The sequence below is a fragment of the Kribbella sp. NPDC055110 genome (assembly GCF_053607525.1).
Genome location: NZ_JBSGTS010000007.1, coordinates 138,159 through 162,074, shown reverse-complemented (window position 1 = coordinate 162,074; position 23,916 = coordinate 138,159). Strand labels below are relative to the sequence as shown.

Below are 23,916 nucleotides of genomic sequence, written 5' to 3'. Positions count from 1 at the left end.
ACTACTGGACGGTAGGCAGCTGGATCTGGAAGATCGCGCCGCCTTCGTCCGCGTTGTAGACCTTCAGGTCGCCGCCGTGGGCGAGCACCACCCAGCGCACGATCGACAGGCCGAGGCCGGTCGAGGAGCTGCCGGTCGTGTACGGCTCGAACAGGTCCGCGCCGACGGTGGGATCGATCCCCGGGCCCTGGTCGGCAACCGTGACCCGGCCGTCGGCGACCGTCACCGTGATGATCGCCTGGTCCGCGCCGGGCGCCCGGCCGTGCCGCATCGCGTTGCCCAGCACGTTGCCGATCGCCCGCTGCAGCAGGGTCGGGTCGGCACGCACCATGGTCGGCGCGGTCACCAGCGAGAACCGGGCGTCCCCGGCCGGCATGTCCTCGACCACGCCGGCGACCAGCTGGTCGAGCCAGACCGGCTGCATCGCAAGGTGCTCCACGCCCGCCGCGAGCCGCGCGCGGACCAGGAGTCCGTCGATGATGTCGCCCATCCGCCCGGCCAACCGGACGGTCCGCGGCAGCAGTTCCGCGCGCTGTTCGGGATCCCGCGCCGCTGTCTCGGCGAGAGCGCGCAGTGCGGCAACCGGCGTACGCAAGTCATGAGCGGTCTCGGCGAGCAGCGTCTCCTGCTGCTCGAGGGCGGCCATCGCGGGCCGGATCGCGCGACCGGACAGCCAGTAGCCGATGAGCGCGGCCGCGCCGATCAGGATCGTGCAGACGACCAGCACCGCGATCGTGAGCTGCTGGTGCTGCTCGCTCTGGTCATGGGTGTCCTGCCAGGCGAGTACGGCGCCGAAGTACCGGTCGTTGGAGTCCTTGAACGGCTGCACCGCGATGTGCACCTGGTGCCCGTTCACCGCCTCCTTGTCGGCGGTCAGCGGACCGCCGTTCTGCACGGCCTGAACGGCGAGGTCCGCGAGGATCTGATGATCGATCTGTACGCAGTCCCGCGTGCTGAAGTACGGATCGAACCCTGACTTCTGCCCTGCCATGACGGCGAACTGAGGACAGTCCGACGCCAGCGGGTCCGGCGGGATCCGCGCGGTGACCAGCGCACCGTGGTTCTCGTCGATCAACCGCAGCACGGGCTGTGTCACCACGCTCAGGTCGTGGTCGAGCTGATCGGCACCGCGTTGCGCGTCCAGGACGAGGATGACCGGCGCCAGCACGATCAGCGCGACGGTGTTCGTGGCGGTGAACAGCACGGTCAGCCACCAGCGCAGCCGCCGCAGGCGATCGGCCGACGTGCCGCGCATCCCGCGCTGACTCATCCGGCACCACCGGGGTTGTGCAGCCGGTACCCCTGGCCGCGCACGGCCTGGACCAGATCCGGACCGCCGCGTAGCCGGTTCCGCAGCCGGGTGATCGTCACGTCGACGACGTTCGACATCGGGCCGTCGCCGTCCCAGCAGTGGTCGATCAGCTCGGCCCGGGTGACCAGCTGCTCGGGCCGCGACATCAGGTATTCCAGCACGCAGAACTCCTTGCCTCGCAGGGTCACCAGCACGCCGGCCCGGTGCACGGTACGCCGGGCGGTGTCGAGCTCCACGTCGGCGTACCTGATGATCGGCGGGCGGATGGTCGGGCCCCTCCGGACCAGGCTGAGCACCCGGACGATGAGCTCCTCGACCGCGAACGGCTTGACCAGGTAGTCGTCGCCACCGTGCTCGAACCCGTCCACCCGGTCGGCCAGCGTGTCCCGTCCGGTCAGGAACAGTACCGGGAGTGTCCAGCCCTCCTTCCGGCGGCGGCTGACGTAGGCGAGCGAGTCGACCTTGCGGCCGTCGATCTCGAACATCCGGTCGAACACGGCGCAGTCGTAGGAGTTCACGAACAGCTTCTCGTCGGCGTCGTCCAGGTCGACGGCCAGATCGACCGCAAGATTGGCGGAGCGGAGCGCCGCCGGGACGGCCACCTGCAGCTCCCTGTCGTCCTCAACCACCAGTACGCGCACGGCCCACCTCAATCAGCACCGTCTCGTGTGTCATCGAAATGTCATCGTCTCCCCGGATCGTATGTGTCATGAACGGTCACGCAGCGCACACACCAGACCGGTTGAGCTTCCGGGTGCTGGGCCCGCTCGAGGTCGACGGGCCCGACGGACACCCGCTGGACCTCTGCGGCGGCAAGCCGGCGACCGTGCTGACCCTGCTCCTGCTGCACCGCAACGCCTGGGTCAGCACCGAGCAGCTCGTGGACGCGGTCTGGGCCGGCCGGGACGTGCCGGCCTCGGCACAGAACAACCTGAAGACGTACGTCTGGCAGCTCCGCCGCTCGCTTCCCGAGGAGCGAATCGAGAGCCGCCCGGGCGCGTACCGGGTGCGCGTCCTGCCCGGTGAGCTCGACGCCGATGTCGCCGCCGCCCTGTGCGACGAGGCGCGCGAACTGCTCAGGGACAGGGCTGCGGCGAAGGCGGTCACGGTCGTCCAGCGCGCACTGAGCCTGTGGCGCGGTGCGCCGTACGACGGTTTGACGGCCGATGCCACGTCGGCGGTGGACCGGCTGACCGAGCTGCATCGGGCACTCCGCGAGGACCTGGCGGACGCACAATTGCTGCTGGAGCGGCCCGCCGAGGCGATCGCCGTACTGCGGGCGCTGACCGAGGAGGAGCCGCTCCGGGAGCTGGCGTGGGCCCGGTTGATGGCGGCGTACCGCCAGGTCGGGCGACGGCACGACGCGCTGGCGGCGTACCAGCGGGCCCGGACCGCGCTGGTCCGCGACCTGGGGATCGAGCCGGGCGCCGAGCTGACCGCGCTGCACCAGCAGATCCTCAGCGAGGAGTCTCCCGCGGTCCCGCCGGTCAGCTCGAATCTGCCGCCGCGGGTCCGCACCTTCGTCGGCCGCGGTCCCGAACTGCGCGCCCTGCGCGGCGCCACCGGCGTGGTCACGATCGATGGGATGCCAGGCATCGGCAAGACCACGTTCGCGCTCGAGGTCGCCGCCGCGTCCGGTTTCGAGACCCAGCAGTACGTCGACCTGAACCGCCCCACGTCGTTGCCGTCGGCAACCGGACTGCTGATCCTGGACAACGTCGAGCACGCCGACCAGATCCGGCACCTGCTGCCGAACGACCCGCGCGCGCTGGTGCTGGTGATCAGCCGCCGCCGGCTCGCCGATCTCGACCGTACGGCGGCGCTCACACTCGACGTACTGAGGCCGGACGAGGCTGCGAAACTCACCGACCTCGAACAGATCCTGAGCTGCTGCGGCGGACACCCGGGCGCGATCCGGCACCTGGTCGAGCGACTGCGCAACCGGCAGCCGTGGACCGTCGCGCGGATGGCCGCCCGCCTCGAGGATCAGGCGGCGCGGTGCCAGGCGCTGGGCGAGGTCCTGGCCCGTTTCGACGCCGCGTACGACGCGCTCCCCGGCCCGGTCCAGCGGCTGTACCGGCTGATCGGGATGACGCCGCGCTTCGATCTGCGCCAGGCGGCCCGGCTCGCCGGCACCAGCCAGTCCGACGCCGAACTGATGATCGATCAGCTGATGGACCTCAACCTGGTCACCGAGCCGGCACCGGGACGCTTCGAACTCCACCCGATCGTCCGCGATCACACCGGCCAACTCCTGGTCGTCGCCGGACCCAAAGCGGAGCTGGTCGCATGAAGTCCGCTGCGTACGGCGCGGCACCTCAGCAGGAGGGCCAGGCCGAGTACGCCGCGACCACCACGACCCTCCCGCAGGCGACCGCGGTCGGGACGCCGCTAGCTCAGCCCAGGGTGCAGCAGCCGCCGACGCGCACCCTGATCGCGTCGGTCGGCTCGGTGAAGCCGTCCGAACAGAAGCTGCACCTGGCCGCCGAGCCGCCCGCTCCGGCGCCGGTCGCCGACACCGTCGAGCTACCGGACCGGGCAGTCCACGTCGGCCAGATCATCTGCTGGCAGCTGGCTGTGGTGGCGGTCGGCGCGGCCACCACCGCGTCCCGGACCGTACTGATCCTGACCTCGGTCGCCGCTGTGTCACTGGTCCTGCTCACAGCCGTCCGCATCCGCGGCCTCTGGCTGTACCGCTGGGCGGGCGTCCTGCTGGTGTTCCTGGTACGGCGACGCAAGCACGACCTCGGCGAGGACATCGCGGTCCGGCTGGTCAGTACGTTCCACGGCCGGACCTCGACCGATCAGGTGGTCGTCCGCGAGCAGCCGTACGGCGTTCTGAGTCGACCTGCCGGTGCGAGTGTCGCGCTGCGGCTCGGTCCGGACACGCAGTACCGGCTGCTGCCGCAACTGGGGCAGCTCGCGGAGGCGTCGGACGAGCAGCCGGTCGCCATCGGCGTACAGCTGATCCTGCACACCGGGGTGAAGCAGAACCAGCCGCCGCGGGCGTGGATCGCGGTCGCGGCCGAGCGGACGCCGGACATCGCCACCGACGAGCAGCTGCGGCAGGTGCTCGCCAACACGGTCCGTCGACTGGTCCGGCGGTTCGACCGCGAGCAGATCGAGAACATGCCGCTCGACGAGTCCGACGTACTCGCGTCCCTCGGCGCGCTGGCCCATGCGAACGCCGGCCGCGGACAACTTCACGAACGCTGGACCTCGTGGTCGTGCGGTCCGGTCCGGCAGCTGTCCGTGCGACTGGCCGGATCCGCGTCCTTGCCTGCAGCAACTACTCAGGCGTTGATCGGCACGATGCTCGGAACCGGAACCGGTGCCGCGCAAACGATCGCTGTCACCGCCACCTCCAGCTCCGCCCACTCGACTTCCGCCCGCCACGACGTCGTACTCCGCCTGGCCGCATCCCATCCGGCCACGCTCGACACGGCGTTCTCCGTCCTGACCACGCTGGCCCGCTCCTTCGGGGTCGAGCCCGAACGCCTCGACGGGCGGCACGCCGCCGGCGTCGCCGCCACGCTACCTCTGGGGGTCCCTCTCTCATGACCGTAACCATGCTCAACCGCCCCTCTGGCTTTCAGCAGATTCCCGCCCACGGTGGGCTTGCGGAGTTGCTCGCGTCCGCCGAGGACGAGGTGATGACCATGAGCACCCTGGCCGGTCCGACGTTCGGGCCGCGCGAGGTCAAGCACGGGGTGCGCTACCGGGCGATCTTCCCCGACCACGCGCGCACCACGCCGACCGTCGGCCGGCACCTCGGGGCGTTGTCGCTCTCCGGTGTCGCCGTACGAACGATCCCGCTTGTGCCGATGAACGCGATCGTGATCGACGGTTCGGTCGCCGTACTGCCCGCCGACTCCACCAACGGCAGCATCGCGGTACTGCGGCTGACCAGCGTGGTGGTGACCGCTCTGGAGTTGTTCGAGCGGATCTGGCCGGACGCCGTACCGCTCGCCGACAGCGACCTGCCCGACGAGGCCGACCTGTCGCTGCGTGAGCAGGAGATGCTGCGGCTGCTGGCGCTCGGCGCAACCGACGAGGTGGCCGCGGCGCACCTCGACATCTCGGTCCGGACGGTACGCCGGATGGTCGCGCAGATCATGAACCGCCTCGGCGCCCGCAGCCGTTTCCAGGCCGGCGTCAAGGCTGCCGACCGCGGCTGGCTCCTCGAGCGCGCGTCATGAGGATCCTGTCCGTCGCCGCCGACCGTCCCGGCGCCTATCAGACCGTTGGCGCCGCGCTTCTCGATGCGCCGGACGGGTCCGCAGTCGCGATCGCGGCCGGGACGTACGCCGAGACGCTCGAGCTCACCGGGCGCTCGGTGACGCTGCAGGCCGAGGACGGCGCGGACGTCGTACTGGACGGATCAGGCGCCGACTGGCCGACGATCCGCGCCGTCGACGGCACTCTGACCCTGCGTGGACTGGAGATCCGCGCGACGGACGGGATCGCGGTCTCGGCCGACCGTACGGCGCTGACGCTCACGCGGTGCACCGTCGTCGGGCGGACGCGGCCGGCGGTCAGCGTGCACGCTTCGACCTCTTTCATCATCGACCACTGCACGGTGCGCGGCGCGGAGACCGGAATCGTCGTCGAGGGCGCCGGCGGGCAGATCCTGGACACGACCGTCCGGGACATCTCCGGCGACGGCATAGTCGTTGCCCTGGGCGCCGATCCGCTGATCCGCGGCTGCACGATCACGGGCTGCGGCGGACGCGGCGTATACATCTACCAGTACAGCCGGCCGGAACTCGTCGACGTCGAGATCGGCCGGACCGGGACCGAAGGCATCGGCGTCGCGCACGGCAGTACGCCGACGGTCCGCCGTCCTGTCGTTCACGACACTCGTGGGCCGGCGATCACGTTCGCGCCCGGCTGCGGCGGGGCGGTCGAGGGGCTGCGGGCGACGAACACCGCGGAGCCCGCGCTGTCGATCGCGGCAGGCAGCACCGTCGAGGTGATCGAGCAGAGCACGGCGTCGGCCGAGAACGGCCCGGTCGACGATCTACTCGGCGAACTCGACACGATGGTCGGGCTGCCCGGCGTGAAGGCCGAGGTACGGGCGTTGGTCGACGAGATCCAGGTCAACGAGTGGCGGAGCTCCGCCGGGCTGTCGATCGGCGCGGTCAGCCACCACCTGATCTTCGCCGGTGCGCCGGGGACCGGAAAGACCACCGTCGCGCGGTTGTACGGGAAGCTGCTGAAGGCGCTCGGCGTACTGCCGGACGGCGGGTTCATCGAGGTGTCGCGGCGGGACCTCGTCGGTCAGTACATCGGGCACACCGCGGAGAAGACCGCGCTGGTCTTCGAGAAGGCGCTCGGCGGCGTGCTGTTCATCGACGAGGCGTACACGCTGTCCCGCGCGGCCGGGAACGGCGACTTCGGGCAGGAGGCGATCGACGCGCTGGTGAAGCTGATGGAGGACCACCGCGACGAGATCGCGATCATCGTCGCCGGGTACACCGCCGAGATGAACGACTTCCTGGCCGCCAACCCCGGCCTGGCGTCCCGGTTCTCGAAGACGATCGAGTTCGAGAACTACAGCGCCGAGGAGCTGCTGCTGATCACCGACCGGATGGTTGCCGGCGGCGACTATCTCCTCGACCCGGCAGCCGGCGTGCCGCTGACGTCGTACTTCGACCGGATCGCCGACGGCCCGAACTTCGGCAACGCCCGCGAGGCCCGCCGCCTGGTGGAAGGCATGCGCAAAGCCCAGTCCCAACGCCTCCGCGCCCTCGGCCGCCGCCCGTCGATGGACGAACTCCGCGCCCTCCTGGCCGCCGACGTCATCACCGCCGCCGGCTGAACAGGGCAGGCCACAGCGGCCGTCGGGGTTTGGTGCGACGGCCGCTGGAGTTGAGCGGTGACCTGGTCTGGCGGGCCCTGCCACCGGGTGGGTTCAGTTGAGAGTGTGTTTGGGTACGTCGTGGTCGCGACGGTGCTCGGAGCGGGTGTCGTGCACCGCGTGGTCCGGAGTGCGTGGGGCCGGGCAGACGGGGCCGCGGCGGATCGGGCCGCCACCCAGTTTCCGGCTCTTCCACTGCTTCTCTTCGTAATCGTAGTAGGTGTCGACGCCTCCGACTGTCATCCGGTCCTCCCGTCAAACCCCCCGTCCCCTGCTGGCTCATCAACAGTCCGTCACCGGAGCCCCCGCAGCAAGCGATTCCGGAAATCACCACGGATCAACACGCTCGAACGCCGTCTTGTGTTGGATTGACCCACAAACGTGCTGTTTGTGAAGAAACTCTCAGACCGCGAGGATCGCGACGCCGTGAGCGGGCAACAAGACACCGTCGGCGATCAGCTCGGCCCCGGCGAACGACATCACCAGGTACTCCGGGACCGCGTCGACCGGTACCACCGCCTCGGACGCGGTCAGGTTCGCGACCACCTGCAGGCTGCCGCGGGTCACCACCAGCCAGGCCCCGGCCGGGTCGAACGCGATCCCGACGGACTCGAGCCGGTCGTCGCGCAGCTCCGGCATCCGGGCCCGGAACGTCAGCAGGTGCCGGTACCAGGCGAGTACGTCGCGATGCGGCGTCTCGTCCAGCTCGGACCAGTCGAGCACCGAGCTCCGCCAAGTCTGCGGGTCCTGCGGGTCCGGGATCTCGTCCGCGTCCCAGCCGAACTCCGCGAACTCCCGCCGCCGGCCGGTCCGCACCGCGTCGGCCAGCGCCGGCTCGGTGAAATCGGTGAAGAACCGCCAGGGCGTCGACGCACCCCATTCCTCGCCCATGAACAGCATCGGCGTGTACGGCGAGGTCATCACCAGCGCGGCGCCGATCGCGAGCTGCCCCGGCGTCAGCGCCGGGCGGTCACCCAGCGCCCGGTTGCCGATCTGGTCGTGATTCGACGTGTACACGAGGAACTCGTCACCACGCTGCTTGCGTGGATCGACCGGCCGGCCCCAGTACTTGCCGCGGAACGTCGAGTACGTCCCGTCGTGCAGGAACACCCGCGTCAACGTTTTCGCGAACACAGCCGGATCCCCGAAGTCCACGTAGTACCCGAAGCGCTCGCCGGTCAGCAGCGCGTGCAGTGCGTGGTGGAAGTCGTCGCTCCACTGCGCGGTCATGCCCATCCCGCCTTGCGACACCGGCTCGACGGTGCGGGGGTCGTTGAGATCGGACTCGGCCACCAGCCCCAGCGGCCGTCCCACTTCCTTGGACAACGCGGCGGTCTCCGTCGACAGCTGCTGGAGGAGGTGGGTCGGGCTGTCGTCGACCAGCGCGTGGACGGCGTCCAGACGCAGTACGTCGATGTGGAAATCGCGGAACCAGCGCAGTGCGTTGTCGCAGATCCACCGTCGTACCTCGGTACTGCCCGTGTCGTCGAGGTTGACCGCGGGACCCCAAGGAGTGGTGTGGCGAGTGGTGAAGTACCGACCGAAGCTCGCCAGGTAGTTCCCGCTCGGGCCCAGGTGGTTGTAGACGACGTCGAGACAGACGGCCAGCCCGGCGTCGTGACACCGGTCCACGAACCGCTGCAGTGCTTCCGGGCCGCCGTACGGCTCGTGGACGGCGTAGAGGTCCACGCCGTCGTACCCCCAGCCGTGTACGCCGGGGAACGCGGCGACCGGCAGCAGTGAGACCACCTCTACGCCGAGCACGGCCAGGTAGTCCAGGTGCTCGGCGGCCGCGTCCAGCGTGCCTTCCAACGTGAACGTGCCCAGGTGGAGCTCGTAGAAGACAGCACCGCGTACGTCGCGACCTGTCCAGCTGTCGTCGTTCCAGTCGATGCGGTCCGCGTCGAAGACCCGGCTGAACCCGTGCACGCCGTCCGGCTGCCAGGGGCTGCGTGGATCGGGTAGCGGGTCGCTCCCGTCGACGGAGTACGCGTAGTCGGTGCCGTGGTGCGCCTCGATCACCTGGCGCTCCCACCAGCCGTTGTCGACGGACCGCATCGGCAGTACACCGTCCCGCAGTACCAGGTCGACGTTGGTCGCCTCGGGTACCCAGACACGGAACGTGTGCATGACTGTCAGCTCCTGACCAGCAGGGCAACCGGCAGGTCAGTCAGCAGGTCGACGATCCGTGCAGCGCCGCTACCGACGTCCCGGCCGGTCAGCACGTTCTTCCACTGGCCTGCAGGCAGCACGACCGTGCTCTCACCCCAGCCGCCCAGACGCTGCAGTGCGGCCGGCAGTCTGGTCGCCACGGTGATGACTGCGTCTCCACGAGCGAATGCAACCGCATGTCCGTTTGACGTCGGGAGCGGCGTGTAGCTGCCGGCAAAGGCTTCCGGGTACTGGCGGCGGAGGCGGAGCGCCCGCGACGTGACGAGCAGCTTCTCGTCGGACAGGTCCTCCGGCTTGCCGCCGTCGTCCAGACGCTGCAGCCGATCGATGCGCTGCTCGTAGTCCACGGGACGTCGGTTGTCGGGGTCCACGAGGGACAGATCGACCAGTTCGGTCCCCTGATACACATCCGGTACGCCGGGCATTGTCAGCTGCACCAGCTTCTGTCCGAGCGTGGCTGCGCGCACGTAGTCGGTCTGCTCGTCCGCAAAGCGGCGTACCGAGTCGAGCACGGTCTTGTCGTGCAGGACCGCGGTCGCGAAGGCTGCAACGGTCTGCTCGTACTCATCATCCGGTGACGTCCACGAAGTGTGCCGCTTGGCTTCGCGGATCGCCTTGAGCAGGTAGGCCTGTAGACGGTCCTCAGCGAGCGGTCCGTCGTACCAGGTGCCGAAGAGCGTCTGCCAGAACAGGTACTCCGTGGCGCCGTCCAGCAACGGGCTCCGGTGGTCTTCCGAGAGCCTGCGCCACTCACGTACCGCCTCCGACCAGGCGGCCGGCTGCTCGGACAGTACGCCGAGACGCGCGCGGACGTCCTCGGAGCGCTTGGTGTCGTGAGTCGACAGCGTGGTCATCGTCTTGGGCCAGTCCCGGTTCAGCTGGGAGGCGTACGCGTGGAACTCCTCCGGCGTGACACCGAAGTGCTCCGGGTCCCCACCGACCTCGTTGAGCGACGTGAGCCGCAGCCAGCGGTAGAACGCGGTGTCCTCGACGCCCTTGGCCATCACCGGCCCACAGGTCTGCTGGAAGCGCACGATCAGCTCGGCCCGCGCCTGCTCGTCGATCGTGTTCGTCTCACGTCCCAGCAGGAGGTGCAGTACTACGTCCAGCGTTTCCTGCCGGTCCTCGTCGAGATTGGCCCGTGCCTTCTCGGCTGCACGCTCCATCGCCGCAACCGCAGTAGCGGGCGCTTCTTCACCTGGTACGACGTACGCGCGGTAGACATCGAAATGGACGAGCAACTCGGCTATGACCTCGTGGAACGCCCGCCTGGTGTGGTCACGCAGTCGTACGTCGTCCTGGCAGATGCGGGCCAGCAACTCGACCAGTCGATGCACCTCGGCGTACTGCCCGTGCTGGACGATCTCGCGCTTCGCCTCCTCCACCACCGGCCCGAAGTCGGCTGGTGCACCGGTGAGCTCCGAGTGGAGTGCTGCAAGCGGTGCAGCGCCGGCCGGGTCCACGAACAGGCCCCCGACGCGCAGCAGGGCGTCGTACCCGGTGGTGCCGGCACAGGGCCAGTCGCGTGGCAGCTGCTCGTCGCCTTCCAGGATCTTCTCCACCACGACCCACGCGCCACCGGTGCGCTCGGCCAGCCGGCGCAGGTAGCCACGCGGGTCCGCGAGACCGTCTGGGTGGTCGATCCGGTAGCCGTTGAGCTTGCCCTCGTGCAGCAGCGCGAGCAGGAGCTGATGCGTCGCGTCAAAGACCTCCTGCGTCTCCTGACGTACTGCGGCGAGCGTGTCGACGTCGAAGAACCGCCTGTAGTTCAGCTCCTCGTCAGCGACTCGCCAGTGCGCGAGGCGGTACCACTGCTCGGTGACGAGCTCCTGGATCGGCAGCTCCTCGGTCCCCGGCCGCAGCGGGTACTCGTGGTCGTAGTACCGCAGTACGTCGCCGTCGACCGACAACTCGCCGTCCGCCAGCACCTTCCCGATCCGCTGCCCCAGCACCGCCATCAGCAACGGCTGGTTCCCTGCACCCCAGTCGACGTCGAACCAGTCCGCGTACTGCGAACCAGGCCCGAGCCGCAGCACCGACCACAGCGCCTTGTTCAGACTCTCCGGCGTCGGTACGGCGACATGGTTCGGTACGACGTCCGCGACAGCACCCATGCGGTGCTCGGTGAGCTGTGCGGACAACCGCTCGAACGCGGGACGGCCGCCCATCGGCTGGGACAGCCGGCTGTGGTCCACCACGTCGTACCCATGGGTGGAACCGGGTGCGGCCTGGAGGATCGGCGAGAGGTACGCGTGGGAGATCCCGAGGCCGGCCAGGTACGGCACTACCGCGGCGGCGGCGTCGAAGCCGAACTCAGCGCGGAGCTGGAACCTGTAGGTGGCCTCCGGGACCGCCCTCATCCGGCAGCCTGCCTCGGGCGGGTCAGGACCAGCGTGCTGCGGGCCTCCAGCGGGACCGTGGTCCCCGCAGCGTGTGGTTCGTCGGTTCCGGCACCGGTGGCACTCGTCGTGTCGACGACGACCGTCCAGTTCTCGCCGTACTCCTCTGGTGGCAGGAGGAAGTCGACCGGTTCGTAGTTGCTGTTCAGCAGGATCAGGAACGAGTCGTCGACCACGGGCTCGCCGCGGAGATCCGGCTCGGAGATCGCGTCGCCGTTCAGGAAGACCGCGATCGCCCGGGCGTCGTTCTGCTGCCAGTCGCCGTTCTGCATCTCGGCGCCCTTCGGCGCGAACCAGACCAGGTCACCGAGTCCGTCGATGCCGGTGTCGCCGTGGAAGAAGCGGCGGCGCCGCAGCACCGGGTGGTTGTTGCGCAGGCGCACCACGGACCGGGTGAACTCGAGCAGGTGCTTCTGCGGCTCTCCGAGCGCCCAGTCCACCCAGGCGATCTCGTTGTCCTGGCAGTAGACGTTGTTGTTGCCGCTCTGCGTCCGGCCGAGCTCGTCGCCGTGCGCGATCATCGGCACGCCCTGCGAGATCAGCAGCGTGGTGAGGAAGTTGCGCTGCTGCCTGGCGCGCAATCGCAGTACTTCGGGGTCGTCCGTCGCGCCCTCGACACCGCAGTTCCAGGAGCGGTTGTGGCTCTCGCCGTCCTTGCCGCCCTCGCCGTTCGCCTCGTTGTGCTTCTCGTTGTAGGACACGAGGTCGCGCAGCGTGAAGCCGTCGTGGGCGGTGACGAAGTTGATGCTCGCGAGCGGCCGGCGGCTGTCGTCCTGGTACAGGTCCGACGAGCCGGTCAGCCGGGAGGCGAACTCGGCCAAGGTGTACTGCTCACCCCGCCAGAAGTCCCGCACGGTGTCGCGGAACTTACCGTTCCACTCCGTCCATAGCGGCGGGAAGTTGCCCACCTGGTACCCGCCGTCGCCCACGTCCCACGGCTCGGCGATCAGCTTCACCTGGCTCACCACCGGGTCCTGCTGGACCAGGTCGAAGAACGCCGACAGCCGGTCGACCTCGTGGAACTGGCGGGCCAGCGTCGCCGCGAGGTCGAAGCGGAAGCCGTCGACGTGCATCTCGGTGACCCAGTAGCGCAGCGAGTCCATGATCAGCTGCAGCACGTGCGGGTGCCGCATCAGCAGGCTGTTGCCGGTGCCGGTGGTGTCGTAGTAGTGCGACTTGTCCTGGTCGACCAGGCGGTAGTACGCCGCGTTGTCGATGCCCTTGAACGACAGGGTCGGACCGAACTCGTTCCCCTCGGCGGTGTGGTTGTAGACGACGTCGAGGATCACCTCGATGTCCGCCTCGTGCAGCGCCTTCACCATCGCCTTGAACTCGGTCACCTGCTCGCCGCGGGTACCGGTCGACGAGTAGGCGTTGTGCGGCGCGAAGAAGCCGATCGTGTTGTAACCCCAGTAGTTCGACAGGCCGAGCTCCTGCAGGTGGCCGTCCTGGGCGAACTGGTGCACCGGCATCAGCTCGATCGCGGACACTCCGAGCTCCTTGAGGTGCTCGATGATCGCCGGGTGCCCGATACCGGCGTACGTGCCGCGGATGTTCTCCGGCAGCCCCGGATGGGTCTTGGTGAGGCCCTTGACGTGCGCCTCGTAGATCACGGTCTCGTGGTACGCGTGGCCCGGCGGGCGGTCGTTGCTCCAGTCGAAGAACGGGTTGGTGACCACCGAGAGCATCGTGTGCTCGCGGTTGTCCATGGTGTTCAGCTCGTCCGGCTTCGCGAACCGGTAGCTGAACAGCGACTCGTCACCGTCGATCTGCCCGTCGACAGCCTTCGCGTACGGGTCCAGGAGCAGCTTGGACGGGTTGCACCGGTCGCCTTCGTCCGGGTTGTAGGGCCCGTGCACCCGGAAGCCGTAGCGCTGTCCCGGCTGCACTCCCGGCAGGTACGCATGCCAGACGAACCCGTCCACCTCGGTCAGCTGCACCAACTGCTCGGTGCCGTCGTCACCGACCAGCGACAGGTCCACTCGATCGGCAACCTCCGAGAACACCGCGAAGTTCGTCCCGGCGCCGTCGAACGTGGCGCCGAGAGGGTAAGAACGACCAGGCCATTTCTGCACCTGACGACAGTAGCCACCCCGGACCCCAGCCACCGCACCGCCTGGTGTTTCGGTTTCGAGAATTCACCGGGCAAGGGCTTGCAGCTTGTTGCAAGTCTTGGAACGTCCCAATTTTCACTCGATTCGGCTAAGCTCTCGCCCTTGTGAAACCGCATTCCCCCCGGCGGCCGGTTTTCCTGGATGCGACCGGCCGTCGCCGCCGCACCATCCGAAGATCCGGCATCTTCCTCGCGGTACCTACTGTCGGTTACATCATCCTCATGGTCAGTAGTCTTCTCGGCGGGCCGCGGATGGATACCCCGCTCATCCCGCTCCCCGAGGCGGCCAAAACCAAGCACCGGCCGACCGCCCCGCCGGCCGAGATCGCGATCGAGTCGGCCCGGCCGACGAACACTTCCGGTACGCCGGGTGACGGGCCGAGCGAAAGCTCCACCCCGCAGAGTCCGTCGACGACCCCCACCGGCGTACCGACTGCCGGCCCGACCTCAGGTCCGACCACCGTGCCGACCGGCATCCCGCCGGTGACGCCGGTGCCGCCGCCGACCGTCGTACCGACGACCACCACGACCACACCGCCGGGCCGGACGAACTCGCCGACGGCCACCCCCACACCGACGCCGACGACCACGACCACGACGCACGGCAACAAGCCAACCGCTCCGCCCGGTAAGACCAAGACGCCGACCCCGTGAGCAGAGCCCCGGCGCGGCGGGCCAAGCAGGTCCCGCTTCGCACGCATTGGATCGTGCTGACCATGTTGCTGGTCTGTCTGGCCAGCATGCTGTTGCTGAACGGCTACACGCACCACATGTTCGGTACGGCGCCCGACGGCGCGGTCCAGCCGACCGGCGGAACCGGATCGGTGCCGCGGCAGATCGTCACCGGCGGACCGGTCATCGACGCCGGCGACGGCACTCCCCGGTCCGTGTCACCGAAGGCCCGCACGATCGCGCTGACCTTCGACGACGGTCCGGATCCCGTCTGGACCCCGAGAGTCCTGGACCTGCTGCGGGAACAGCAGGTGCACGCCACGTTCTTCGTCGTCGGTACGGCGGTCGCCGCGCACCCCGACCTGGCCCGCCGGATCGTGGCAGAAGGTCACCAGATCGCGGTGCACAGCTTCACGCACGCGAACCTGTCGACCGCCTCCTCCTGGCGACGCTCGCTGGAGCTCAAGCAGAGCCAACTGATCCTCGCTGGTGCCACAGGTGTCAGTACGACGCTGCTCCGGCCGCCGTACTCGAGCGAGCCGAGCGCGCTGACCGACCGCGACTGGAAAGCACTCCAGCAGACCCGGGAGGCCGGCTACCTGGCTGTTCTGACCAGCCAGGACAGTGAGGACTGGCGTAGGCCCGGGACCGACCAGGTGATTGCCAACTCGATGCCGCGCAGCTCAGCCGGCCAGGTGCTGCTGATGCACGACGCCGGCGGCGACCGCAGTCAGACCCTCGAGGCGTTGAGCAAACTCCTCCCCCGGCTGAAGGCCCGTGGCTTCCGGTTCGCCACCGTCAGCGACTCGGTCGGCCTACCGGACCCCACGCGCAAGGCGAGTGTGCTGGACCGCGGCCGCGGTCTCGCGGTGATCTGGGCGATGCGGATCAGCGACGCCGTAATGGCCCTGATCGGCTGGCTGCTGTACGCCGCCGGCGCGCTGAGCGTGCTGCGCGCGATCACCACGGTCATCGCGGCCCGACGGCACGTGAAGATGCGTGACTGGAGCTACGGGCCCCCGGTGACGGAACCGGTCAGCGTCATCGTTCCGGCGTACAACGAGAGTGCCGGTATCGAGGCCGCGATCCGCTCGCTCGTCGCCTCGGACCATCCGCTGGAGGTGATCGTCGTCGACGACGGGTCGACGGACGGTACGGCGGACCTTGTCGAGGCACTGCACATCCCCGGGGTCCGCGTGATCCGGCAGGCCAACTCGGGCAAGCCGATCGCGCTGAACACCGGGCTGCGCGCGGCGCGGTTCGAGCTGATCGTGATGGTCGACGGCGACACAGTGTTCGAGCAGGACGCCGTCCGCAAGCTCATCCAGCCGTTCGGGCACCCCGCTGTCGGGGCGGTGTCCGGCAACGCAAAGGTGGGCAACCGGCGCGGTCTGCTCGGTCGCTGGCAGCACATCGAGTACGTGATCGGGTTCAACCTGGACCGCCGGTTGTTCGACCTCGCCGAGTGCATGCCGACTGTGCCCGGTGCCGTCGGCGCGTTCCGTCGTACGGCGCTGGAGCGGATCGGTGGACTGAGTGACGTGACGCTGGCCGAGGACACCGACCTGACGATGGCGCTGTGCCGGGACGGGTGGCGGGTGGTCTACGAGGAGAGTGCGGTGGCATGGACCGAGGCGCCGGCGTCGCTGGGCGCACTGTGGCGGCAGCGGTACCGCTGGTGCTACGGGACGCTCCAGGCGATGTGGAAGCACCGCGGGGCGATGGTGCAGGGCGGTCGGGCCGGGAAGTTCGGCCGTCGCGGTCTGACGTACCTCATGCTCTTCCAGGTACTGCTGCCGCTGCTGGCACCTGTTGTGGACGTGTTCGCGATCTACGGCCTGATTTTCCTCAACCCGGTCCGCGTGCTGTCGGTCTGGGCCGGCTTCGTCGTACTGCAGGTGGCCATGGGCTTCTACGCCTTCCGGCTGGACGGGGAGCGGGCCGGACCGCTGTGGACGTTGCCGTTGCAGCAGTTCGTCTACCGGCAGCTGATGTACCTCGTGGTCATCCAGTCGGTCTTCACCGCATTGGCCGGCACCAGGCTCCGCTGGCAACGCATGGAGCGCTACGGCAGCCTCCAGGCACCCGTAGGGCCCGAGGTCCGCTAACCTACTGTGACAGTCGTCCCACGTAGGGTTATGGAATGTTGAAGCGGGCTGCACTACTTGTCGGGGTACTCCTGGTTGTCACGGCCGGCGCGAAGCCGGTGATCGTCGGTGGGACGGTGGCGAGCCCGACCGAGGCGCCGTGGGCCATCGCGTTGAACAACACGCAGTCCATGTCCTCGAGCGGCCGGTACTGCGGAGCCGCCCTGGTGGCGCCGAACAAGATCGTGACCGCCGCACACTGCATCGACGAGCCGGTGTCGACGTACTACGCGGTGCAGGGGCGGGCGGACCTCGAGGACCAGTCGGCCGGGCGGGTGTCGGCGATCAGCAAGGCATGGGTCCACCCGGGCTACAACAACAAGGACCACCGGTACGACGTTGCGGTGCTGACGTTGGCGAAGCCGTTCACCGGCGTACCGGTACTGCCGCTGGAGACCCGTGCGCGAGCGGACCGGACGGGCGCCGTACCGACTGTCTACGGGTGGGGTGACACGCAGGACACCGGTCCGGACGAGACCCTCCAGAAGGCCGCCGTACCGGACCTCGGCGACAAGGCCTGCCTGGCCGTCAAGAGCTACGTCTCCAACGGGTACGCCGCCGCGACCAACGTCTGCGCCGGCTACCTCGCGGGTGGCACCGACGCCTGCCAGGGCGACTCCGGCGGCCCGCTCGTCCTGAACGGCCGGCTGCTCGGCGTCGTCTCCTGGGGTCAGGGCTGCGCCCAACCCGGCAAGCCCGGCGTCTACACGGAGATCGCGGGCGCGGCGAAGGCCGTGCTCCAACAGGTTCGTTAACCCGAAACATACCTGGCAGTACGAGCGTCTCCTCGTTACGGTCATGACACGCGGTCAAAACACCATGTCCTTACCTTTCTGGTCAGCTACCCAGTTGCCCAGTGAGGAGAAGGTATGGCGCAGACTCGTCGTCAATTCCTGCAGCAGGTCGGAATCACCGGTGGGGCGGGGGTGCTCTACTCCAGCATGTCGGCGCTCGGCCTCACGGGCGTCGCCGAAACTCCCGCGTACGCCGCTCCGTCGCGGGCCGATCTCAACGGCCGAGGCGCCAAGCACGTCGTCATCCTCGGCGCCGGGATCGCCGGCCTCACGTCGGCGTACGAACTCCTGAAGGCCGGCTACAAGGTCACCCTCCTCGAGGCGCGGCAACGCCCGGGCGGCCGCAACTGGACCGTTCGCGGCGGCACCGTCGAGACCGATCTGGCCGGAAACACGCAGCGCGCGACGTTCTCGTCCGGTCAGTACATGAACGCCGGCCCGGCACGACTGCCCCAGCATCACGTCACGCTCGACTACTGCCGCGAGCTCGGCGTCGCGATCGAGCCGTTCGTCAACCAGAACGCGGACGCGTACCTCTACCGCGAAGGCACCACGAGCCTGTCGAACAAGCCGATCCGCCACCGCACCGCCAAGGCGGACGTGTACGGGTACGTCGCCGAACTGCTCGCCACGGCCGCCGATCAGGGCGCGCTCGACAGCCAACTGACGGCGGCCGACAAGGAGGCGCTGATCGGGTTCCTGACCAGCTTCGGCTCGATCGGGAACAAGGCCTCCGGGTTCGCCTACACCGGGACCGACGGGCGGCGCGGCTACACGGTCGAGCCGGGCGCCGGGATGGAAGGCGGTACGACGGCCGCGCCGTACGCGCTGAGCGACGTCTTCGCCAGTGGTGTCGGGAACTACTTCTCGTTCGAGTTCGGCTGGGACCAGGCGGTGATGATGTTCCAGCCCGTCGGCGGGATGGACCGGATCCCGTACGCGTTCGAGCGGGCCGTCGGCAAGGACAAGATCCAGTACGGCGCCGAGGTGACCGGGCTGAGCAACACCGGCAACGGTGTGCAGGTCACCTACAAGACCGGGTCGCGAACCAGAATGATCACCGCGGACTACGCGATCTGCACGCTGCCACCGCACCTGGCCGCGAAGGTCCCGTCCAACCTGCCCGCGCCGATCGTCGAGGCACTGAAGTACGCCCGGCCGACGAACGCGGGCAAGATCGGCATCGAGTACGGCCGCCGCTGGTGGGAGGAGGACCACCGGATCTACGGCGGCATCACCAACAGCAACCTCGACACGGTGAACACCTGGTACCCGTCGTACAACTTCCACGGCGAGCGCGGCACCGTGATCGGCTACTACAACACCGGCGCCAACGCCAACGCGTACGGCGCTCTGACGCCGCCGGCCCGGCTGCAGCGCGCGCTGATGCAAGGCGCCAAGATGCACGGTGACGTCTACACGAAGGACGTGAAGGCGTCGTTCTCGGTGAACTGGATGGGCACCAAGTACTCCGAGGCGTCCTGGGTCAGCTGGCCGTCGCAGACCGACGGGATCTACGCCCGGCTGCTCGATGCCACCGGCAACATCTACTTCGCCGGCGACCACCTGTCGCACGCCATCGCCTGGCAGCACGGTGCGATGGTGTCCGCCCGCGCGGCCGTGACCGCCCTGCACAGCCGGGTGGCGAGCCGATGAAGCGATCACGTGTCCTCGTCGGTGTGGTCGCGGTCGTCGTCTCCTTCAGTGCGGGAGCTGGTACTGCTCTGGGTTGGTGGGACGGCCCGAAGCCACCGAAGCCTGGCACCGTCGTACCCGCCCTGCCCGCAGGACAGTCCAATCCGATGATCGCGACCGGCGTCGGGATCGGCGCCAACACCCCCATCTACAAAACCAGCGGGATCGGTCCGTCAGCACTCAACACCGGCGCACCGGCCGGTTCCGAGGCGGCGTACATCGACACCGCGATCTTCCCGGGCGGGACGCTGCCCGCGGGCGTCACCATCACCGAGGCCCAAGGGATCAACGCACTCCGGCGGATCGGCGAGAACCTCGCGGCCGCCGGACTGTCCTACGCCGACGTCTACACGATGCGGGTCTTCCTGCAGAACCCGGCCGGCGCGACGGTCGCCGACTTCGCCGGATGGAATCGCGCGTACCGCCAGTACTTCGCGAACACCGACCTCACCACCGGCGCCTACGTCCCGGTCCCCCTCGGTACGGCGGCGCCCGCGAAACCGTTCGTGGTCAACAAGGCCCGCCCGTCGCGTTTCGCCCTGGAGATCGAGAACCTCCCGGTCGGCGGCTGGCTCGTCGAGGTGGAAGTCGACACGGCCTACCCGAAACGCTGAACCTGCCGGATGCCCTGACCTAGGCCAGGGCATCCGGCGTTACAGGACAGCGCCTAGTGGTGCGATCTCGACGGCGGCGACTCCGCGGGCGTACAGCACCATGTCCCGGTCGCCATGTCTGCACCGCAGCAGTCCGTTGTCACCCGCGAGAGCTGTGACGGCATGCTGGACAGTCACGTCGTCCGCCACCCCGGACTCCTCGTAGATGACATCCAGGTGGTCGCCGCTCATCATCCGGATCCGGAACACAATCCTCGCCATAGCCGAACCTTACGCGCCGCCCCCGATGGCCGGGGCGGCCCGCGCGGGGCAGACTGATTGCCATGAGTGAGCCAGTCCGTGTGATCAAAGCCGGTGATCTGGTCGCCGCCGACCCGACGACCGGCATGCTCCGGATGCGAGCCTTCGAACTGCCGATCCTGTGGGCCGGCCAGGTCGTCACGCAGCCCGGCGCGATCTCCGGCTGGCACCACCACGACCGCAACGAGAGCAGCCTTTACATCGTGTCAGGGGTACTGCGGCTCGAGTTCGAGGGCTCCGACGAGTACCTCGACGCGGTCGCCGGCGACTTCGTGCACGTGCCGGCCTTCACCGTCCACCGCGAAAGCAACCCGACCGCCGACCCGTCCCTGGCAATAATCGCCCGCGCAGGCGGCGGCATCCCAACGGTCAACGTCGACCCACCCCGTTAACCCGACGGTGTGCCGACCCACGAGACAGGCCGTGGAGAGCAGGCACCCGGTATTTCCTGTCCGCAGCCCCCAGCCGGTGTCTCCACACACTCCCAACCCGCCGACGGCACACCGCGCTAGCCGCTAAAACCGTCATCTGGGGAGGATCGTCCACCCAAAACGGGAAGAAATCCTCCCCAACCCGGCCCTTGATCACGTGCTGGACGTGAGCTGTCGGAGGTGGTCGAGCTTGCCGGGGAGGGCTCGCAGGTTGTTGGCGATGGCGGCCCGAACGCAGCCGCAACCTCCTCCGGAGCCGGCGCAGACAGCCCGTCGGCGGCAGCCGACAACTCCCGGCGCACGCTAGGTCAGCTGAAGCGTTCGTACGCCGGGAGCGTCAGGAAGTCGACGTACTCGTCGGCGAGGGCGACCTCCAGGAACAGGGCGCGAGCGGCGTCGTAGCGCTCCGGCGTACCGAGTTTGGCGATCTCCTCGTCGGCGATCCGCTCGACCAATTCGGTGGTGACCGTATCCCCGGAATCGAGCGTGACCTCGTTGCGGCGCCACTGCCAGATTTGCGACCGGGAGATCTCGGCGGTCGCCGCGTCCTCCATCAGGTTGAAGATGCCGACGGCGCCGGTGCCGTCGAGCCAGGCGGCCAGGTACTGGATCGCGACGCTCACGTTGCTGCGAAGTCCTTGTTCGGTGATGGAGCCTGGCGTGGCGGCCACGTCCAGCAGTTGCTCAGCGGTCACCGAGACGTCCTCGCGGAGCTTGTCGACCTGGTTGGGACGCTCGCCGAGGACCGCGTCGAAGACCTTACGGGCGGTCTCGACCATTCCCGGGTGCGCGACCCACGAACCGTCGAAGCCGTCGCCGGCCTCGCGGGTCTTGTCGGCCTCGACCTTCGCGAACGCCTGCTCGTTCACCGCCGGGTCCTTGCTCGGGATGAACGCCGCCATCCCGCCGATCGCGTGCGCGCCGCGCTTGTGGCAGGTCCGCACCAGCAGCTCGGTGTACGCGCGCATGAACGGCACTGTCATCGTCACGCTGTTCCTGTCCGGCAGCTGGAAGTCCTTGCCACGGGTCCGGTGCGTCTTGATCACGCTGAACATGTAGTCCCAGCGCCCCGCGTTCAGCCCGGCCGAGTGCTCGCGCAGCTCGTACAGGATCTCCTCCATCTCGAACGCGGCCGGGTAGGTCTCGATCAGCACGGTCGCGCGGATCGTTCCTCTCGGGATACCGAGCGTTTCCTGGGCAGTCAAGAACACGTCGTTCCACAGCCGTGCCTCGAGGTGCGACTCCATCTTCGGCAGGTAGAAGTACGGTCCCTGGCCGCGACCGAGCTGCAGCTGTGCGGCCGCCGCGAAGTACAGCGCGAAGTCGACCAGCGAGCCGGACGTCTCCTCACCGTCGACGAGGATGTGCTTCTCCGGCAGGTGCCAGCCCCGGGGCCGTACGACGATGGTCGCCAGCTCCTCGTCCGGTTTCAGCGCGTAGCTCTTCGTGTCGGTGCTGAAGTCGATGCGCCGGGTGATCGCGTCGAGGAGGTTCAGCTGGCCGCCGACAACGTTTTCCCAGGTCGGCGTGTTCGCGTCCTCCTGGTCGGCCAGCCACACCCTGGCGCCCGAGTTCAGCGCGTTGATCGTCATCTTCCGGTCGGTCGGCCCGGTGATCTCCACCCGCCGGTCGACCAGCCCCGGAGCAGCGGGCGCGACCCGCCACTCCGGGTCGTCCCGCACGTCCTTCGTGTCCGCCAGGAACCCCAGCGACGCCCCGGCCGCGATCTCCGCGACCCGCTCCTTGCGCCGCTCGAGCAGCTCCCGCCGCCGCCCGTCGTACGCACGATGCAGCGTCTCGATCAGCCCGAGCGCCCGCTCGGTGAGGATCTCGTCGTACCGCGCGTTCATCGGGCCGGTGACATCAACAGACACTGAAGGGCTCCCTCGTGAGTAGTGGTCTACCCAGACGGTACCTTCAGCCGAGCCTCGGCAGTACGTCGCGGAGGACGCGAGCATGTTCGTCCGGATGGGAGAGGCCCAGGTTCATGGTGTTGATGCAGAGGTGGGTTGCGCCGAGGGCTCGCCAGGCGTCGGCGAAGGAGCGCCAGTCCTGTTCGGGTACGGCGCCCAGCGTCAGCCTCGCTTCGATGCCGATGGACTGTGGGTCGCGGCCGGCTGCTTCCGCGGCCTCGCGGATCATCGCGATCTGCTGGCGGGCCTTCTCGTCCGGTGCCGATTGCGGCATCCAGCCGTCGCCGATCCGCCCGGTACGACGTAGTACGGCATCCGCGGTGCCGCCGAACCAGATCGGGATCTCCTTACCAGGCAGCGGATTCAGCCCGGCCTCCTCGACCCGGTCGAACGTGCCGTCGTACGAGATGACGGGATCCGCCCACAGCCTGCGCAGCAGTTCGACCTGCTGGGTCAACCGCGCGCCACGCTTCTCGAACGGTACGCCGAGAGCGTCGTACTCGACGTGGTTCCAGCCGATGCCGACGCCGAGGCGGAGCCGGCCGCCGCTCAGTACGTCGACCTCGGCCGCCTGCTTCGCCACCAACGCGGTCTGGCGCTGCGGCAGGACGAGTACGCCGGTGACGAGCTCGAGCTCCGTGGTGATCGCAGCCAGGTAGCCGAACAGCACGAAAACCTCGTGAAACAAGGACTTGTCGGTGTACCCGGTCCAGCCGGGACGGTTCGAAGGATCGGCGCCGAGCACGTGGTCGTAGGCGAGCACGTGACTGTACCCGGCGTCCTCCACAGTCGTCGCCCAGTCGCGCACCGTGTTCGGGTCCGCGCCGATCTCGAGCTGCGGGAACACCGCACCGATCTTCATTTCGCTCCTAGCAAGTCGACGAGTCCTCGGACGGCGAGCTCGAACGGTTCGGTGGATCCGGCCGCGCGGGCGAGCACATACCCACCCTGCAGTACGGCGGCGATCGTCGCGGCGGTCCGCTCCGGGTCGAGGGACTCGGGAAAGTCGCCCGTACGCTTGCCCTCAGCAACCACCTCGGCCAACCGTGCACGTAGCCACTCGAATGTCTCCGCGATCGGTGCCCGCAACTCTGGATCCGCAACGACGTCCGGGTCCGCAGCCAACCGTCCGACCTGGCACCCGCGCAGCACGTCCCGCTCGCGCCCGAGGTATCCGCTGATCCGCTCCGCCGGCGTACCCTCGCCGGCCAGCTGCACCTCAGCAGCCGCCCGCAACTCGGCGCCCGAGCGCTCTATCGCGGCCTTCGCCAACTCCGCCTTGCCGGTGAAGTGGTGATACATGCTCCCCTGGCCCGCATCCGCAGCGCGTTGGATCGCCTTGGGCGAGGTTCCGACGTACCCCCGCTCCCACAACAGCTCCTGCGTACTGCGGATCAACCGCTCGACCGTCTCCACCCACCCCACTGTACCCACAGGTACAGGTGAAGTTGGGGAGGGTTCTGTACCCGAATCGGCACAGAGCCCTCCCCAACC

Annotated in this window: 20 protein-coding genes; 10 read left to right on the top strand and 10 right to left on the bottom strand. The window is 68.7% G+C overall.

What is annotated here, in order from left to right; all coding sequences use genetic code 11:
* Position 1: 1 nt before the first annotated feature.
* Both ACWF0M_RS13740 and ACWF0M_RS13735 read right to left on the bottom strand, forming a co-directional pair.
* On the bottom strand, positions 2–1,270 hold the full coding sequence (locus tag ACWF0M_RS13740; protein ID WP_452235975.1) for a sensor histidine kinase: 1,269 nt from the start codon (positions 1,268–1,270) through the stop codon (positions 2–4).
* On the bottom strand, positions 1,267–1,953 hold the full coding sequence (locus ACWF0M_RS13735) for a response regulator transcription factor (RefSeq protein WP_452235974.1): 687 nt from the start codon (positions 1,951–1,953) through the stop codon (positions 1,267–1,269). Before ACWF0M_RS13735 ends, ACWF0M_RS13740 begins: the two co-directional genes overlap by 4 nt.
* Positions 1,954–2,021: 68 nt before the next feature.
* Here ACWF0M_RS13735 and ACWF0M_RS13730 point away from each other — a divergent pair, with 68 nt between their 5' ends.
* From ACWF0M_RS13730 to ACWF0M_RS13715, 4 genes are read left to right on the top strand one after another with little or no spacing between them, the layout of a single operon-like run.
* Positions 2,022–3,605: a BTAD domain-containing putative transcriptional regulator gene (locus ACWF0M_RS13730; RefSeq protein WP_452235973.1), complete on the top strand. Its 1,584-nt coding sequence runs from the start codon at positions 2,022–2,024 to the stop codon at positions 3,603–3,605.
* Positions 3,602–4,873 carry a hypothetical protein gene (locus tag ACWF0M_RS13725; protein WP_452235972.1) on the top strand — a complete coding sequence of 424 codons (1,272 nt, stop codon included), beginning with the start codon at positions 3,602–3,604 and terminating at the stop codon, positions 4,871–4,873. The genes ACWF0M_RS13730 and ACWF0M_RS13725 overlap by 4 nt, the downstream gene beginning before the upstream one ends.
* A complete protein-coding gene (locus tag ACWF0M_RS13720) occupies positions 4,870–5,511 on the top strand; it encodes a LuxR C-terminal-related transcriptional regulator (RefSeq protein WP_452235971.1) in 642 nt (213 codons plus the stop codon). Before ACWF0M_RS13725 ends, ACWF0M_RS13720 begins: the two co-directional genes overlap by 4 nt.
* On the top strand, positions 5,508–7,133 hold the full coding sequence (locus tag ACWF0M_RS13715) for a right-handed parallel beta-helix repeat-containing protein (RefSeq protein ID WP_452235970.1): 1,626 nt from the start codon (positions 5,508–5,510) through the stop codon (positions 7,131–7,133). The genes ACWF0M_RS13720 and ACWF0M_RS13715 overlap by 4 nt, the downstream gene beginning before the upstream one ends.
* Before the next feature lie 93 nt (positions 7,134–7,226).
* Here ACWF0M_RS13715 and ACWF0M_RS13710 read toward each other — a convergent pair whose 3' ends face one another.
* The 4 genes from ACWF0M_RS13710 to glgX form a co-directional block, all read right to left on the bottom strand.
* Positions 7,227–7,415: a hypothetical protein gene (locus tag ACWF0M_RS13710; protein WP_452235969.1), complete on the bottom strand. Its 189-nt coding sequence runs from the start codon at positions 7,413–7,415 to the stop codon at positions 7,227–7,229.
* A 159-nt stretch (positions 7,416–7,574) separates the two neighbouring features.
* Positions 7,575–9,302: a malto-oligosyltrehalose trehalohydrolase gene (gene treZ, locus ACWF0M_RS13705; RefSeq protein ID WP_452235968.1), complete on the bottom strand. Its 1,728-nt coding sequence runs from the start codon at positions 9,300–9,302 to the stop codon at positions 7,575–7,577.
* Between the two features lie 5 nt (positions 9,303–9,307).
* Entirely contained in the window at positions 9,308–11,704 is a 2,397-nt protein-coding gene (treY, locus tag ACWF0M_RS13700) for a malto-oligosyltrehalose synthase (RefSeq protein WP_452235967.1), read from the bottom strand.
* Entirely contained in the window at positions 11,701–13,818 is a 2,118-nt protein-coding gene (gene glgX / locus ACWF0M_RS13695) for a glycogen debranching protein GlgX (protein ID WP_452235966.1), read from the bottom strand. The genes treY and glgX overlap by 4 nt, the downstream gene beginning before the upstream one ends.
* Positions 13,819–14,078: 260 nt before the next feature.
* On the opposite strand from glgX, the gene ACWF0M_RS13690 reads away from it, so the two are divergent.
* The 5 genes from ACWF0M_RS13690 to ACWF0M_RS13670 all read left to right on the top strand — a co-directional run bounded on the left by ACWF0M_RS13690 (position 14,079) and on the right by ACWF0M_RS13670 (position 19,778).
* Positions 14,079–14,510, top strand: a complete 432-nt coding sequence (locus ACWF0M_RS13690; RefSeq protein WP_452235965.1) for a hypothetical protein — start codon at positions 14,079–14,081, stop codon at positions 14,508–14,510.
* Positions 14,507–16,636, top strand: a complete 2,130-nt coding sequence (locus ACWF0M_RS13685) for a bifunctional polysaccharide deacetylase/glycosyltransferase family 2 protein (protein WP_452235964.1) — start codon at positions 14,507–14,509, stop codon at positions 16,634–16,636. Before ACWF0M_RS13690 ends, ACWF0M_RS13685 begins: the two co-directional genes overlap by 4 nt.
* A 35-nt stretch (positions 16,637–16,671) precedes the next feature.
* Positions 16,672–17,430, top strand: a complete 759-nt coding sequence (locus ACWF0M_RS13680; protein ID WP_452235963.1) for a S1 family peptidase — start codon at positions 16,672–16,674, stop codon at positions 17,428–17,430.
* A 114-nt stretch (positions 17,431–17,544) separates the two neighbouring features.
* Entirely contained in the window at positions 17,545–19,125 is a 1,581-nt protein-coding gene (locus ACWF0M_RS13675) for an FAD-dependent oxidoreductase (RefSeq protein ID WP_452235962.1), read from the top strand.
* Positions 19,122–19,778 carry a Rid family hydrolase gene (locus ACWF0M_RS13670; RefSeq protein WP_452235961.1) on the top strand — a complete coding sequence of 219 codons (657 nt, stop codon included), beginning with the start codon at positions 19,122–19,124 and terminating at the stop codon, positions 19,776–19,778. The genes ACWF0M_RS13675 and ACWF0M_RS13670 overlap by 4 nt, the downstream gene beginning before the upstream one ends.
* A 39-nt stretch (positions 19,779–19,817) precedes the next feature.
* Here ACWF0M_RS13670 and ACWF0M_RS13665 read toward each other — a convergent pair whose 3' ends face one another.
* Entirely contained in the window at positions 19,818–20,039 is a 222-nt protein-coding gene (locus ACWF0M_RS13665) for a hypothetical protein (RefSeq protein WP_452235960.1), read from the bottom strand.
* Positions 20,040–20,101: 62 nt separating this feature from the next.
* Between ACWF0M_RS13665 and ACWF0M_RS13660 the strand changes: the two genes are divergently transcribed.
* Positions 20,102–20,470 (top strand): cupin domain-containing protein, encoded by a 369-nt coding sequence (locus ACWF0M_RS13660; protein ID WP_452235959.1) that lies wholly within the window; start codon positions 20,102–20,104, stop codon positions 20,468–20,470.
* 347 nt (positions 20,471–20,817) lie between these two features.
* Here the strand turns inward: ACWF0M_RS13660 and aceB are convergent, their stop codons facing one another.
* Genes aceB through ACWF0M_RS13645 form a run of 3 tightly spaced genes read right to left on the bottom strand, consistent with a single transcriptional unit; the run spans position 20,818 to position 23,838 of the window.
* Positions 20,818–22,383 carry a malate synthase A gene (gene aceB, locus ACWF0M_RS13655; protein ID WP_452235958.1) on the bottom strand — a complete coding sequence of 522 codons (1,566 nt, stop codon included), beginning with the start codon at positions 22,381–22,383 and terminating at the stop codon, positions 20,818–20,820.
* 43 nt (positions 22,384–22,426) lie between these two features.
* Positions 22,427–23,284, bottom strand: a complete 858-nt coding sequence (locus tag ACWF0M_RS13650) for an LLM class F420-dependent oxidoreductase (protein WP_452235957.1) — start codon at positions 23,282–23,284, stop codon at positions 22,427–22,429.
* Entirely contained in the window at positions 23,281–23,838 is a 558-nt protein-coding gene (locus ACWF0M_RS13645) for a TetR/AcrR family transcriptional regulator (protein ID WP_452235956.1), read from the bottom strand. The genes ACWF0M_RS13650 and ACWF0M_RS13645 overlap by 4 nt, the downstream gene beginning before the upstream one ends.
* Positions 23,839–23,916 lie beyond the last annotated feature (78 nt).

Bases quoted from the DNA above. Each gene is read 5' to 3' on its own strand.
- treZ (WP_452235968.1), bottom strand. From the start codon at position 9,302: ATGCACACGTTCCGTGTCTGGGTACCCGAGGCGACCAACGTCGACCTG.
- treY (WP_452235967.1), bottom strand. From the start codon at position 11,704: ATGAGGGCGGTCCCGGAGGCCACCTACAGGTTCCAGCTCCGCGCTGAG.
- ACWF0M_RS13660 (WP_452235959.1), top strand. From the start codon at position 20,102: ATGAGTGAGCCAGTCCGTGTGATCAAAGCCGGTGATCTGGTCGCCGCC.
- ACWF0M_RS13720 (WP_452235971.1), top strand. From the start codon at position 4,870: ATGACCGTAACCATGCTCAACCGCCCCTCTGGCTTTCAGCAGATTCCC.
- ACWF0M_RS13730 (WP_452235973.1), top strand. From the start codon at position 2,022: ATGAACGGTCACGCAGCGCACACACCAGACCGGTTGAGCTTCCGGGTG.
- ACWF0M_RS13680 (WP_452235963.1), top strand. From the start codon at position 16,672: ATGTTGAAGCGGGCTGCACTACTTGTCGGGGTACTCCTGGTTGTCACG.
- ACWF0M_RS13715 (WP_452235970.1), top strand. From the start codon at position 5,508: ATGAGGATCCTGTCCGTCGCCGCCGACCGTCCCGGCGCCTATCAGACC.
- ACWF0M_RS13665 (WP_452235960.1), bottom strand. From the start codon at position 20,039: ATGGCGAGGATTGTGTTCCGGATCCGGATGATGAGCGGCGACCACCTG.
- ACWF0M_RS13710 (WP_452235969.1), bottom strand. From the start codon at position 7,415: ATGACAGTCGGAGGCGTCGACACCTACTACGATTACGAAGAGAAGCAG.
- ACWF0M_RS13725 (WP_452235972.1), top strand. From the start codon at position 3,602: ATGAAGTCCGCTGCGTACGGCGCGGCACCTCAGCAGGAGGGCCAGGCC.
- ACWF0M_RS13675 (WP_452235962.1), top strand. From the start codon at position 17,545: ATGGCGCAGACTCGTCGTCAATTCCTGCAGCAGGTCGGAATCACCGGT.
- ACWF0M_RS13690 (WP_452235965.1), top strand. From the start codon at position 14,079: ATGGTCAGTAGTCTTCTCGGCGGGCCGCGGATGGATACCCCGCTCATC.
- ACWF0M_RS13650 (WP_452235957.1), bottom strand. From the start codon at position 23,284: ATGAAGATCGGTGCGGTGTTCCCGCAGCTCGAGATCGGCGCGGACCCG.
- ACWF0M_RS13670 (WP_452235961.1), top strand. From the start codon at position 19,122: ATGAAGCGATCACGTGTCCTCGTCGGTGTGGTCGCGGTCGTCGTCTCC.
- ACWF0M_RS13740 (WP_452235975.1), bottom strand. From the start codon at position 1,270: ATGAGTCAGCGCGGGATGCGCGGCACGTCGGCCGATCGCCTGCGGCGG.